Raw genomic sequence first — 13344 nt, 5'->3', positions numbered from 1 at the left:
CGAGGTGAGCGGGGGCCGAGGTGAGCGGGGGCCGAGGTGAGCGGGGCCCAGCAGAGTCAGCGAAGGTCGAGGGCGATGTCCAGAATCGGCGAACTGTGGGTGAGCGCCCCCACGGACATGAAGTCGACCCCCGTGGCCGCGACCGCCGCGGCGTTGTCCAACGTGAGACCCCCCGTCGCCTCGAGTTGGATGCCCCCATACCGCCCCTCAAGGCCGCGGAGGCGGGTGACCAGGCGTCGCATCTGGGCGGGCGACATGTTGTCGAGCATCAGAAACGCGACGCCCGCGTCGAGCGCCTCGAGCGCCTGGGCCTCCGTTTCGACCTCCACCTGGATGGGCACGTCCGGGAAGGCCGCGCGGATCGCGTCCACCGCCGCCGTCACCGAGCCAGCGGCCACGATGTGGTTGTCCTTCACCATGGCGCAGTCGTACAGTCCACACCGCTTGTTGACACCCCCACCGCACCTGACCGCGTACTTGTCGAGTTCTCGCAACAACGGAGTGGTCTTGCGGGTGTCGAGCACGCGGGCGCCCGTTCCCGCGAGCGCGTCCACCCACCGGCGCGTGTGGGTAGCCACGCCCGACGCGCGCGACATCAGGTTGAGCGCAGTCCGCTCGCCGATCAGCACCGCGTGACCCGCGCCTGCAATGCGCGCGACGGTGGATCCTGCGGCGATCAGATCGCCGTCGGCGGCCAGGAGCTCGACGGTCGGCGTGGCGAGGCCGAGCCGCTGCGCCACCTGGGACATCACCTCGTCGACGACGTCGATGCCCGCAAGCACGCCGTCGTCGCGGAACACGACGTCGCCCACCACGGCCACCGACGACGAGATGGTCGCCTGCGTCGTCACGTCGCGGCCGGGCGTGCCGCCCAGGTCCTCGTCGAGCGCCGCCGCCACCGTGGCCGACAGCCACGCGCGGTCGAGTTCGCGGTCTTGCGGAAGGTTCTCGGGCATCATGGTCCCATTGTGGCGCGCCCGGGACGCCCAGACGGTTCCGGGGCCGAGGTCCTTTCGCTCAGGGTACGGGCGGGGGTATCCTTTGCGAGGACGTGGTGTATCCGCACCCGCCGAAAGGGAGGCGTCATGTCCGCTGTTCATTTGGACCCCGAAGACCTTGACCCGGTGATCAAGCGCCTGCGTCGGGCCCAGGGTCAGTTGGCCGGTGTGCTCAACATGATCGAGGAGAACCGCGACTGCGGCGACGTGGTGACGCAGCTGGCCGCCGTGTCGAAGGCCATCGACCGCGCGGGCTTCACCATGATTGCGGCCGGCCTGCAGCAGTGCATCCGTTCTGACGAGGACGAAACCGAGGCGCGCCAGCGCCTCGAACGGATGTTCATGTCGCTGGCCTAGGACGGCGACTTACACCCCGGGCACCAGCCGGGCTTCCAGCCGCGTTCTCAACGCGGCGGCGGCCGCACCGTCCCCCACGTCAATGGCGTCGGCGAGATCGCTGAGTTCCGCCTCCACGGCACGCTGGGAGGCGATCGCGGCCCGACCGTAGGCCCTCGCGACGGAGGCCCTGTAGGCGCGACGTTGCCACCACGTGGGCCGGACGGCATCGAGATAGGCGGGCGGAGTGGCGCCGAGTGCCCCAGGCGTCGACAACACCGCCCTGAACCACACGTATTCGCTGCGCCTCACCACGTGCAACACCCACCACACGATCAGCGGCACCGCGACCAGGTACACGACGCGCAACCACAGCGGCGCGAGCCACGGCGAGTTCCACAGCCCGTGGAGCACGGGGCCGAGGGCGATGAGCGCCACGCCGAGCCGCACCCTCCCGCGGGATCTTCCCACGAGGAGGAATCCGAGCCCCGCGCCGACGAAGGCGGAGAAGGCGACGTGCGAGACGGAGCCGAACACGACCGCGCGCAGCAGGTAGATCAGCGCGGTCGACACGAACTGGTTCTCCCCCAGGTTCACGTACGCGATGTTGAAGGCATAGAGCACGTCCTCGGTGAGCGTGAAGCCGAGGCCGGCGAAGGCCCCCAACAGGGCCGCGTCCATGGGCGTACGGAGCCGTTGCCCGACGGCGAGCAGCACCACGCCGATGCCCATCGCCTTGCCGGTCTCCTCGGTCAGGGGCGCGATCAGCGCGGGTCCCCACGCCTGAGCGAAGTCGATGCTCGTGCGCTGGCCGATCACGGTGATGAGCGCGGCGTTGGAGGGCAGCGCATACACGCCGGCGGCCACCAGCGCCCCCCACGCGATGGCCGCGATTGCCCCCGATGAGGCGATGCGCGCCCACAGTTGCGGGATCCGGAGCAGCCACCACCACGCGACGACGAGCGGCACCGTGAGGACGAGCGCCGTGGGCCCCACCTGGGGGAAGTCTCGCCAGCCGGGCACGAGCCCCTGCCACACCCAGACGGCGCCCACGGCCGACGCCGCGATCAGCACCCACCAGCCGGCGCGGCGCGGGGCCCACCATCCCAGCGCGAAGCGTGCGCGCGTGAGTTCCCTCATCCGCGGACTTCAAGATCGAGCGTGGACAGGTCGAGTTGCACGGAATCGGAGATCGCGTCGATGGCGTCGGACGCGGCCGTGACGTCGCTGGCGGGGCCGCGCGCCGTCACCAGCACCACGCCCTGACCTTCGCGGATCACGTCGACCCGGACCGGGGCATGGGGGCTCGCGGCCGCGGCGGGGGTCAGCTGCCACACGTCGCGCGACGATGCGTCGCCTGCGGGGGCGTCGGCCTGGGAGGCGACGTCCGGAATCACGGCCTCCCCGTCGAAGAGCAGGCGCGAGACGTTGGCGAGCAGGGCCGCGGTATCTCCCAGCCACACGGCGTCGGTGGTGCTGACCTCCACGGCGCCGCGCGATGCCACCGGCCTCCGCTGCGACGAAGCGGCGATATCCAGGTCCCAACCAGCGGGAATGACCACCGAGGCCGTCGCCATTGCCACCTCGGTGTCGGCGACAAGTGCTACCGTTTCGTCTCCCCACGCGGGAAGTCGTGGCACCACCAGGCCAAACGCGACCAAGGTCACTATCAGGACTGCGAGCCACGAGGCACGCTGGAACTGGGTCACAGTCAGAGACTAACGTGGGACCCTCGGGAATTATACCCCTGGGGGTATATGTTATCGTGGGAGAAGTCGCCGATGGCACCCCACTTAGCCCGGCATCGCCAACCCAAGGAGTACCCATGCGCATCGTCATTGTGGGCGGAGTCGCCGGAGGAATGTCCGCCGCCGCCCGCGCCCGTCGCCTCGACGAGAACGCCGAGATCATCGTGTTCGAAAAGGGCCCCTACGTGTCCTTCGCCAACTGCGGACTGCCGTATCACGTCGGCGGCGAGATCCCCGCCCAGGAGTCGCTGCTGCTGCACACGCCCGAGACGCTGCGATCCTCCCTCGGCCTCGACGTGCGCGTCAACACGGAGGTCACCGGCATCGACCGCATCGCCCAGACCGTGACGGTCGTGGGCCCGAACGGCCAGCAGACGGTGGCGTACGACGCCCTGGTGCTGTCGCCCGGCGCGAACGCCTTCATGCCCCCAATCCCCGGAGTCGACCTTCCCCAGGTCACCCACCTGCGCACGGTCGACGACGCGATCGCCTTGGCCGAACGAGTGTCCGATGCGCGCAGCGCCGTCGTGCTCGGGGCCGGCTTCATCGGCCTTGAGACGGCCGAGGCGCTCCGCGAGCGCGGCCTCGACGTCGCGCTCATCGAACTCGCTCCCCAGGTGTTGCCCCCGCTGGCGCCCGAACTTGCGCGCCTCGTCGAGTTGGAGCTCACCGCCAACGGTGTCGACGTCATCACCGGCGCTGGCGCGTCCGCGATCGAGCCTGCCGAGCGTGGCGTGACCGTCACCCTGACCAACGGCGCTGCCGCGACCGTGGACCTCGTGGTGGTCTCCGTGGGCGTGCGCCCGAACTCGCAGCTCGCGTCCGCCGCCGGCCTCGAGGTCGACGACCGCGGCGCCATCATCGTGGACTCGCAGCAGCGCACCGCCGACCCGCACATCTGGGCCGTCGGCGACGCGATTGCGGTCCGCCACGGCGTCACCGGTGTGGTCGCACCCGTGCCGCTCGCCGGCCCGGCCAACCGTCAGGGCCGCCGCGCCGCCGAGTCGATCTACGGCGTGGCCAAGGATGCGAAGCCGGTGCTCGGCACCGCGATCGTCCGTGTCTTCGGGCTGACGGCGGCCGTCACGGGCGCGAGCCCCCGCATGCTCGACCAGGCGGGCATGGAGTACGTGGTCCACCACACCCACCACCTCAACCACGCGGGCTACTACCCCGGCTCACAGCAGTTGCACCTGATGGCGACGTTCGCGCCGGACGGCACGCTGCTGGGCGCCCAGGGCGTGGGCCGCGACGGAGTCGACAAGCGCATCGACGTGCTCGCGACCGCGCTGCGCGCCGGCTTTGGCGCCGACGACCTCGCCGAGCTTGAGCTCGCCTACGCGCCGCCCTTTGGTTCCGCGAAGGACCCGGTCAACATGCTTGGGTTCATGATGCAGAACTACGTGTCCGGCAACCTGACGCTGTGGCACGCACGGGACGTTCAGTGGGCTCGCGAGAATGCGCTCATCCTGGACGTGCGCTCCGCCGGCGAGGTGGAACGCGGACACCTGCCCGAGGCCGTGCACATTCCGCACGACGAGATCCGGGCCAACCTGCAGCGCATCCGTGAGTTGGCGGACGGCCGCCCCGTGCGCGTGCACTGCGCGTCGGGGTTCCGCTCCTACCTCGCGCACCGGGTGCTCGCGCAGTCCGGCTTCGACTCCGCGAACTTTGACGGCGGCATGCTCACGATGCAGACGTCGCTGCCGGACTTGGAATTGGCGTACGGGCCAGCCACCCCGCTCGTACACGCATAGGGCGTGGCGGCCCACGGCCGTCGCGATAGAGATCGTGGGGATCTCCGTCGGCGGGGGAACCACAGGTTCCCTTGCCGATGTCCTGTCCACCGAGGCGCAACCCCACCCGCCCATTGGCCCCGCGAGCCCCGGTTCGGAAGCGCGGTCACGGACGGTACGAACCACCCAAACGCGCGACACCCCGGCCAGTCGACGCCCGCGCTCGCGCCTCACTCGGCGTGTCGCCGCGAGATTGGTTCGCAGCGTTGGGCGGGCGGGTAGCGGGGCCGATGCCGCACCTATCCGAACTCGAGCGGCACCCGCATGAGCTCCAGTTGGCCGTCCGGGTAGCGGGGCCGATGCCGCATCTATCCGAGCTCGAGCGGCACCCGCATGAGCTCCAGTTGGCCGTCCGGGTAGCGGGGCCGATGCCGCATCTATCCGAGCTCGAGCGGCACCCGCATGAGCTCCAGTTGGCCGTCCGGGTCGAGCGTCGCCGCGAGCCGCACGCGCCACGCATCGGACGTGTCCGGGAAGTCGGTGCGCTGGTGGCCGCCCCGGCTCTCCTGGCGCGCGAGCGCCGCCTCGGCGATCACCGACGCCGCGCCCAGCACGTTGGTGGTCTCCCACTCCGCTGCTTGGGGCATCACGGTGGTGCCGTTGGTGGTGTGGAACTTGACGCGCGTCGCCGCGAGGATGTCGGCGGCGCGCCGCAGCCCGGCGGCATCACGGAACGGCCCCGCGCCGCGGTGCGTCACCGACTGAATCCTGGGACGCATCGTGGCGGGCACCAACGATGTGGGACCCGTGCGTTCCACGGGATCCGCGCCGGTGAGCGTGCCGTCTGCCACCAGGCCCGCAGCGTCGGCCGCCGCGCGCGTCGCGAACACGAGCCCCTCCAGCAAGGAGTTCGACGCCAACCGGTTCGCGCCGTGCACTCCCGAGCACGCGGCCTCCCCCACCGCATACAGTCCGCGCACCGTCGAGCGCCCGTTGAGCTCCGTGAGGATGCCGCCCGAGTGAAAGTGCTGCGCGGGCGCCACGGGAATCAGGTCCGTCGCCATGTCGATGTCGAACTCCGCCAAGCGCTCCCAGATCGTGGGGAAGCGCCCGCGCAGGAAGTCCCCACCCAGGTGGCGGCAGTCGAGGAAGACGTTGTCCGAACCCTCCTCCTCCATCATCCGCACGATGTTGCGCGACACCACGTCCCGCGGCGCCAGCTCCGCCAACTCGTGGCGACCCAGCATGAACCGCTCGCCCGCCGCATTCAGCAGGTGGGCTCCCTCGCCGCGCACGGCCTCGGAGATGAGCGGCTGCTGGCCACGGGCCGCCACGCCCTGCCACAGCACCGTGGGGTGAAACTGCACAAACTCCATGTCCGCGATCGCGGCGCCGGCGCGCAGGCCCGCCGCCACCCCGTCCCCCGTGGCCGACGCCGGGTTGGTCGAGGACCGGTAGGCCTGGCCGATGCCGCCCGTGGCGATCACGACGGCCTTGGCCAGCGCCGCGCCCACGCCGTCGCGCGTGCCCTGGCCGATGACGTGGAGGGTGACGCCGCACACGGGACCGGGCCGACCGTCGCCTCCCGGAGCGGCCGTCAACAGGTCGACGACCATGGCGTTCTCGATGACCTCGATGCGTGGGTCGGCGCGCACCGCCTCGAGCCGCGCGACCAGCGCGCGGGAGATCTCCGCACCCGTCGCGTCGCCGCCCGCGTGCACGATGCGATCGCGGTGATGCCCGCCCTCACGGGTGAGTGTCAGTCCGCCACTGGGGTCGGTGTCGAAATGCGCGCCGCGTCTAACCAGTTTCCGCACCCGGTCCGGGCCCTCGGTCACGAGCGCGCGCACCGCGCTCTCGGAACACAGGCCCGCACCCGCCTCGAGGGTGTCGTCAAAGTGCTCCGCGGGCGTGTCCTCCGGGTGCAGCGCCGCCGCGATGCCGCCTTGCGCCCACACCGTGTTGCCCGAGCTGAGGAGCCCCTTGGTCACCACCAGCACGCTGTCCACCTGGCGCCGCAACTCGAGCGCCGCCGTGAGTCCGGCCACGCCGGAGCCGACCACGATCACGTCGGCACTGGTGGTCCACCCCGGTGTGGGCGCCGACAGTTTCTGCACGAAGCGCGTCATGGCCACAGCCTAGGCCCGCCCCGCGCGCCCTCAGCCCTTCGAGGCGTCCGGCGCCTCGGTCGCGGGGACCTCACCCGACGCATCGTCCTCGGTCGCGGGGACCTCACCCGACGCATCGTCCTCGGTCGCGGGGGGTCCCACGCGGGTCGCAACATTGTCGATGAGTCGCGTGTCGCCGACGCGGGCGGCGACCGCGAGCACCACGTCTCCCCGGTAGTCGTCCGGCACGGGCTGGGCGGAGGCCGGATCCATCGCGCCGATGTAGTCGGGCACCACGGAGGGAACCTCGGCGAACGCGGCGCGCATGACCGTCAGCGCGAGCGACAGCGGCCCGCCCTCGTCCAGCACCTGCTGAGCCTCGGCCAGCGCGCGGGGCAGCACCAGGGCGTCGGCGCGCTGCGCCGCGGACAGGCGCAGGTTGCGGCTCGACAGCGCCAGCCCGTCTTCGTCCCGCACGGTCGGCACCACCGCGATCTCGACGGGCACGTTGAGATCGCGACACATCGTGCGAATGGCGATGACCTGCTGGGCGTCCTTCTGACCGAAGAACGCCACGTCGGGCCGGGTCAACTGCATCAACTTGAGCACCACGGTCAGCACCCCGTCGAAGTGGCCCGGACGGTGCGCGCCCTCGAACACGTCGTTCATGGCCCCTGCCGACACGGTCACGATCGGGCGACCCCCCGGATACACGTCCTCGACGGACGGCGCATAGATGACATCCACGCCGAGTGGATCGAGCAGGGCGACATCGGCGTCGAGGTCGCGGGGGTAGCGCTCGAGGTCTGCGGCGTCGTCAAACTGGAGCGGGTTGACGAACACCGTGACGACCACCTGGTCGGCGCTCTCCCGCGCCGCGCGCACGAGCGCGAGGTGACCCTCGTGCAGCGCGCCCATGGTCATCACGACCGCGCGGCGTCCGCGCCTCTTCCCCTTGCGGGCCGGCTCGATCTCGGCCAGCTCCGCTGCGGTGCGAACGATGAGCATGTCAGCTGTCTCCTAGGGCGGCGATGACCGCCGCATAGTCCGCGGGGCCGATGCGCCCACCGGAAAGGGCGATGTCGGCCGTCGCCCGCGCCATCGCACGATACGCCTGGGCCGCCTCGGGTCGCGACGCGAGCGCCGCCACGTGAGCGGCGACCGTACCGGCGTCTCCCCTGACCACGGGTCCCGTGAGCGTCGAAACCGCGCCCGGGGCGTCCGCGACCGCGCCATCCACGGAGGCGTGCACCAGCGGGCCCAGCAGCCTGCCGGGATCGTCGATGCCGGCCGCCGCCAGCAGGGCGGCCGATTGTGACACGAGGGTCACCACATGGTTCGCGCCGTGCACGAGTGCCGCGTGATACAGCGGGCGTGCCGCGTCTTCCAGCACCACCGGCTCGCCGCCCATCTCCACCACGAGCGCTTGTGCGATCGGCAGAAACGCGGCGGGCGCGGTCACCGCAAACGTGGCTCCGACCATGCGGTCCAGATCGAGAGACGTTCCCGTGAAGGTCATGGCGGGGTGAATCGCCAGCGGAATCGCGCCCGCACGGGTCGCGGCGGCGAGGGCGTCGAGGCCCAGGCGACCTGAACAGTGCGCCACGAGCTGACCGGCACGCCACGCGCCCACCGCGGCAAGACCCTCGACGAGTTCGGTGATCGCGTCGTCGGGAACGGCCAGGAACACCAGCTCGGCGCGGCGCACCACCTCCTGGACGTCGAGGCGGGGCACGCCGGGGAGCATGGTGTCGATGCGCGTGACCGAGGCATCGGAGACGCCGGAGGCGCCGACGACCATGTGCCCCGTGAGGCGAAGGGAAGCGCCGATGGAGGCGCCCACGCGGCCGGCGCCCATCACGCCGACGCTCAGGCGTCCCGGCCTGGACGCGTTACTCGGCGCCGTCATCGAGCAACCCCACCTTTTCCATCCACTGTTCCGGGGTCTGCACCTTGCGCCGGGCGCGCGCCCTGCGAGCCTGGGAGGTGAGCAGGGCCACCGCGTCGGCGACGGCCAGGTGCTGCGCGACCGGCCTCACCGCGCCCTTGGTCGAGTGGACGGCAACGTCGGCAAGTCCGAGCGCGCGCTGGATCGGCCCCTGCCGCAGGGCAAGCGACTGGGTGCGCTCGTGCGGCACCACGATCAGTTCCTTCACCAGCCAGCCCCGACGAATGAACAGGGCCGTCTCGGTGGCACGCACGCCGCGGAAGCGGCGCTGCAGCGGGTCCACCCACGTGGCGGACGCGGGCGAGGTCACGAATCCGCCATCGGCGCCGCTGCCCGACAGTGCCAGCGACACGGTGCCTTGGGGGTCCGGATCGCCCAGGTCCGGCAGCACGCTCCACAGCGCGGCGAGCGCGTCCTCGCGGGTGCCCACGGGAAGCAGCGTCGACACCGCCTGCTGATTGTCCTGGTAGCCCGCGACGTTGACGACGATCTCCCACCAGTCGCGCCGCCGCCACAGCAGCGACTGCTTGAAGTGCACGGCCTGCACCCGGCCGGGCGGGACGGTCTGCTTGCGCGTCTCGAGCAGGCCGTGCGCGATGCGCACCCCGTCCGACGAGATGCCGAGCCGGAAGTTCACCCCCCGGTTGAGCGAGGCGAGCAGGACCGACACCATGCCCGCCGCGCCCGACAGCAGGCCCAGGAACCCGCCGCCGAGGAAGGCCCCCACGATGTCGACCCCCGGCACCAGGATCGCCACCACGACCGACCCGCCCACAAAGATGAGCACCATCGCCACCGAGGCGATGGTTCCCCCGGACAGCAGGATTGACAGCAGCAGCCGGGGCACGGGCACGGCGACCAGGGGCCGCTCCTCGGCCGCGGCCACCGCAGTGCGAGCCGATCCGGGCGCGGGCGCCAGCCTGAACTGCTCGAGCTCCGCGCGCAGTCCCCCGGACCGCGTGGGCGGCTCGGCGCCGTCGCGACCCGCCGCCACCTCCGCGCGATACCCCGCGGCCAAGGCGAGAATCTCGTTGCGCAGCGCCTCGGCGTCGGCAAGGCGGAGAAACTGCAACTCGATCCCCGATCTCGCGCCGCCGGCGACCTCGACCGTGATCTTGGCGAAGCCGAAGAGGCGACCCATCAGCGGCTGCACCACGTCGACGGCCTGCAGCCGGTCCAGCCGCGCCTGCCGCTGCTGGCGAAACACCACCCCCCTGCGCTGCTCAAGCGCCTCGTCGGTGATCCGGAACGTGTGGAAATACCAGCCGAGATAGCCGAAGCCGATGGCGATCAGCGCGCCCGCCACCGCGGCCGCCGCCACCAGCAGGATCGAGATGTGCAGCTGCCGCGCCCCGTCGCCGGCCGCCTGACCAGGCTGCGTGGTGTAGAACCAGTAGCCGGCGACACCCGCGAGCACCGCCCAGCCACCCAGCAGCGGCGACGCGCGGTGGACCCGCGTCCACTCGCGCGGCGCCGAATAGACGTGATCCAGGGTGCTCACAGCCCCGCCAGCCGGGCCTCGCCCCTCGACGTGAGACGGTCCCTCAGCCGGGCAGCGTCGTCCGCGGGCACACCACTGAGGGAGGCATCGGTGCCCGGCGAGGCGGTGTGCAACTGCACGGTCGCGATGCCGAAGGCCCTGGCAAGCGGCCCGGACGCCACCTCGACGTACTGCATGCGCCCGTAGGGCACCACGGTGACGGAACGCCACAGGCGCCCGCGCTTGACCAGCAGGTCGTCCTCGCGTTCCGCCCAGCCGTGCGCCAGCACCAGCCGCACGCTGATCCACGCGCACCACGCGGCGATGATCACCAGGCCAGCGGTGAACCACCAGAAGCCGTTCCACACGGCCACGGCAAGAATGACGGTGACCACGACGGGCGGCAGCATCACGACACCAAGCACGATCAGGCGGGCCGGAATGAGTTGTCGCGAGGCGGGGGTCCACTCCACGTCGTCAGGGTTAAACCAGGTCATGTGGCTAGTGTGCCACCCCGGCCTCGGCCACATCGTTGCCCTCGTCATCGTCGTCGTCCGGACCGATGCGACACCACCGCTCGGCGATCACGCCGGCCACCAGCATCACGGCCCCACCCAGCGCGGCAAGGCCCGCCGCAATGGCCGCCTCCCGGCGCGGCGCGTGCGCCCAATACGGGAGAAGGGTCAGCGCGTAACCGCCGTAGACGCCCGCGAGCAGTGCGCCCGCATACGCCGATGCCTGCCCCAGCACCGCAGTACGCACGGCCCTCGTCGGATCCATGCGCCGACGCCCGAGCCGCACCTGGCGCACCGCCCACCCGGCCGCAAGCACCACGCCGCCGAGCACGACGCCGACAATCAGCGTGGTCCACGGAACGAGCATGGGGCTCGCGCCACCGCGCAACGCGAGCGCGCTACCGCCCCAACCCACCATGGCGGAGACGGCGACCGCGGCGGCGAGCACCTTCCATCGCAGTGGCCTCACAGCTGCCTTCTCCTCAACGCCCGACGTCCGTCACGCGATGGCGACCGGCGGCTGCGCCGGCCAGGGATCGGCGACCAACGTCACGGACGCGGCCATCGCGCGAGCCGCCTCGGCGATCCGCCCCACTTCCGGGAGTTCCGCCTCGGGCTCCATCTGCGCCCACGGCACCATCACGAACGCGCGCTCGTGCGCCCGCGGGTGCGGGAGCGTGAGGTCCTCCGCCTGTCCCACGAGCCCGTCATAGTCGACGATGTCGATGTCGAGCGTGCGTGGGCCGTGGGGCTCGATGCGTTCGCGGTCGTGCACAATCTCGAGTCCGTGGCAGACGCCAAGCAGTTCGCGCGGCGACTTCACGGTCTCGATGCGCACCACCGCATTCAGGTAGTCGGGCTGCGGCGGCCCGCCGGCGGGGGCCGACTCGACGAGCGCGGACGTCGCAAGAACCTCAATGCCCATGAACCGGTCCAGCTCCTCGACGGTCTGCCGAAGGGTCTGCTCGACATCGCCGATGTTGCCGCCGATGGCGAGCAGGACGGGCACGGGCCGCTGGGGACGCTCGTCGAACCGGTCGAGAGCGGGTGGCTGCGCGTCGAGAGCGAGCGGATCGTCGGACATCCCGGCGGAGGAGCCGATGCGCCTGTCCGCCCACAGCCCGCCGGTGCGGACGTCCCTGCGGATGGTGACGGACACGTCCTTGAACTCGACGTGCAGCGGCGCCTGCGGCTTGTGGATGCGCACGTCCACGCAGAACACGCCGTCCATCTCGAGCACGGCGCGCGCCACGTGTTCGGCGACCGTCTCGATGAGTTGCGAGGGGTCGCCGGCGAGCACCTCGGCGGCCCGGTCCGCAATGTCGGAATAGTTGACCGTCTTACTCAGATCGTCGCGCAGCGCGGCGGCGCGGGTGGAGACGTGTGCGACCACGTCGGCCTTGAACAGCTGCCCGGTCTCCCGCTCGCTGTCCAGCACGCCGTGGTGACCGGTGACCCGGATCCCCTCGACGGCGAGTCGGTCAAGTTCCACGCCGGAGCGCAGGTAGGGAGTCGACATCCACGTCATGGCCTCATCGTGTCGCCTTTGCGGCGTCTTGCCAAGCGGAGACGACGGCGATCGCGTCGCGCGCGGCGCGGGCATCGTGCACCCGCACGGCCCACACACCCCTGGCCGCCGCCAGCGTGGTGACCGCCGTCGTGGCATGGTCCCGATGCTCCGCCGCCGGAGACTCATGGCCCCCACGGGAGATCGCCGCGCCCAGAAAGCGCTTGCGGGACGCCCCCACCAGCACGCGGCGCCCGCCGGACCACTCCTCCACGCGCGCCAGCAGCGGCCAATTCGAGTCGATGACCTTGGAGAACCCGAGCCCCGGGTCCAGCACGATGCGGTCGGGGGCCACGCCGGCGGCCGTCAGGGCGGCGACGCGGGCGGCGAGCTCCGTCGCGACCTCGGCCACCACGTCGTCGTAGTGGTCAAGATCGTCCATGTGCGGGCTGTGGGCGCGCCAATGCATCGCCACAAAGTCGACGCCGGCGCTCGCCGCCACGCCGGGCATGAGCGCGTCCGCGAGGCCCCCCGAGACGTCGTTGATGAGGCAGGCGCCCGCCTCCACCGCGGCGCGAGCCGTCGCGGCCCGCATCGTGTCGATGCTCACGGGCACGCCGCGCGCGGTCAGCGCGGTCACGACGGGCAGCACCCGGGCCACCTCCTCGTCCGGCGACACGCGTTCGGCGCCGGGGCGGGTGGATTCCCCGCCCACGTCGACGATGTCGGCGCCGTCCCGAGCCAGGGCCAGGCCGTGGGCGATCGCGGCATCGGCGTCCAGAAAGCGGCCCCCGTCGCTGAACGAATCGGGGGTGACGTTGAGCACGCCCATCACGAGCGTGCGGTCGGCCACCGGCAGCGGGGGCGTGGGGCGCTCCGGTGTCGGGCGCTCCGGTGTCGGGCGCTCCGGTGGTGGGCGCTCCGGTGGTGGGCGCTCCGGTGTTGGGCGCTCCGGTGTTGGGCGCTCC

13 protein-coding genes are annotated in these 13344 nt (G+C 71.5%); 2 read left to right on the top strand and 11 right to left on the bottom strand.

Annotation, left to right across the window (positions count from 1 at the left end; all coding sequences use genetic code 11):
• Nucleotides 1–56: 56 nt before the first annotated feature.
• Complete coding sequence (gene nadC / locus QZZ29_RS10270) at nucleotides 57–959, bottom strand: carboxylating nicotinate-nucleotide diphosphorylase (protein ID WP_291383014.1); 903 nt, start codon at nucleotides 957–959, stop codon at nucleotides 57–59.
• Nucleotides 960–1085: 126 nt separating this feature from the next.
• On the opposite strand from nadC, the gene QZZ29_RS10265 reads away from it, so the two are divergent.
• Nucleotides 1086–1355, top strand: coding sequence for a metal-sensitive transcriptional regulator (locus QZZ29_RS10265; protein WP_291383013.1), 270 nt, complete (start codon nucleotides 1086–1088; stop codon nucleotides 1353–1355).
• Nucleotides 1356–1364: 9 nt separating this feature from the next.
• Here QZZ29_RS10265 and QZZ29_RS10260 read toward each other — a convergent pair whose 3' ends face one another.
• Together QZZ29_RS10260 and QZZ29_RS10255 are read right to left on the bottom strand one after the other, a co-directional pair.
• Complete coding sequence (locus QZZ29_RS10260; RefSeq protein WP_291383012.1) at nucleotides 1365–2474, bottom strand: PrsW family intramembrane metalloprotease; 1110 nt, start codon at nucleotides 2472–2474, stop codon at nucleotides 1365–1367.
• Entirely contained in the window at nucleotides 2471–3043 is a 573-nt protein-coding gene (locus QZZ29_RS10255; RefSeq protein ID WP_291383010.1) for a hypothetical protein, read from the bottom strand. Before QZZ29_RS10255 ends, QZZ29_RS10260 begins: the two co-directional genes overlap by 4 nt.
• Nucleotides 3044–3159: 116 nt before the next feature.
• Between QZZ29_RS10255 and QZZ29_RS10250 the strand changes: the two genes are divergently transcribed.
• Nucleotides 3160–4839: an FAD-dependent oxidoreductase gene (locus tag QZZ29_RS10250; protein WP_291383008.1), complete on the top strand. Its 1680-nt coding sequence runs from the start codon at nucleotides 3160–3162 to the stop codon at nucleotides 4837–4839.
• A 416-nt stretch (nucleotides 4840–5255) separates the two neighbouring features.
• Here QZZ29_RS10250 and QZZ29_RS10245 read toward each other — a convergent pair whose 3' ends face one another.
• The 8 genes from QZZ29_RS10245 to folP are packed head-to-tail and all read right to left on the bottom strand — an operon-like array spanning nucleotide 5256 to nucleotide 13229.
• A complete protein-coding gene (locus QZZ29_RS10245) occupies nucleotides 5256–6947 on the bottom strand; it encodes an L-aspartate oxidase (RefSeq protein WP_291383007.1) in 1692 nt (563 codons plus the stop codon).
• A gap of 30 nt (nucleotides 6948–6977) precedes the next feature.
• Nucleotides 6978–7934, bottom strand: a complete 957-nt coding sequence (panC, locus tag QZZ29_RS10240; protein WP_291383006.1) for a pantoate--beta-alanine ligase — start codon at nucleotides 7932–7934, stop codon at nucleotides 6978–6980.
• Nucleotide 7935: 1 nt separating this feature from the next.
• Nucleotides 7936–8835: a DUF2520 domain-containing protein gene (locus QZZ29_RS10235; protein WP_291383004.1), complete on the bottom strand. Its 900-nt coding sequence runs from the start codon at nucleotides 8833–8835 to the stop codon at nucleotides 7936–7938.
• Nucleotides 8819–10375, bottom strand: a complete 1557-nt coding sequence (locus QZZ29_RS10230) for a PH domain-containing protein (RefSeq protein ID WP_291383003.1) — start codon at nucleotides 10373–10375, stop codon at nucleotides 8819–8821. Before QZZ29_RS10230 ends, QZZ29_RS10235 begins: the two co-directional genes overlap by 17 nt.
• A complete protein-coding gene (locus QZZ29_RS10225) occupies nucleotides 10372–10851 on the bottom strand; it encodes a PH domain-containing protein (RefSeq protein ID WP_291383001.1) in 480 nt (159 codons plus the stop codon). The genes QZZ29_RS10230 and QZZ29_RS10225 overlap by 4 nt, the downstream gene beginning before the upstream one ends.
• 4 nt (nucleotides 10852–10855) lie before the next feature.
• Nucleotides 10856–11338 carry a DUF3180 domain-containing protein gene (locus QZZ29_RS10220; protein ID WP_291383000.1) on the bottom strand — a complete coding sequence of 161 codons (483 nt, stop codon included), beginning with the start codon at nucleotides 11336–11338 and terminating at the stop codon, nucleotides 10856–10858.
• 30 nt (nucleotides 11339–11368) lie between these two features.
• A complete protein-coding gene (gene folK / locus QZZ29_RS10215) occupies nucleotides 11369–12397 on the bottom strand; it encodes a 2-amino-4-hydroxy-6-hydroxymethyldihydropteridine diphosphokinase (protein WP_291382998.1) in 1029 nt (342 codons plus the stop codon).
• A gap of 4 nt (nucleotides 12398–12401) precedes the next feature.
• Entirely contained in the window at nucleotides 12402–13229 is an 828-nt protein-coding gene (gene folP, locus QZZ29_RS10210) for a dihydropteroate synthase (protein ID WP_366479436.1), read from the bottom strand.
• Nucleotides 13230–13344: the final 115 nt, after the last annotated feature.

The sequence above is a fragment of the Demequina sp. genome (genome assembly GCF_016278765.1).
Taxonomy (GTDB): Bacteria; Actinomycetota; Actinomycetes; order Actinomycetales; family Demequinaceae; genus Demequina.
The sequence above is the reverse complement of the archived record's forward strand: the minus strand, read 5'-3'. Positions and strand labels throughout refer to the sequence as shown.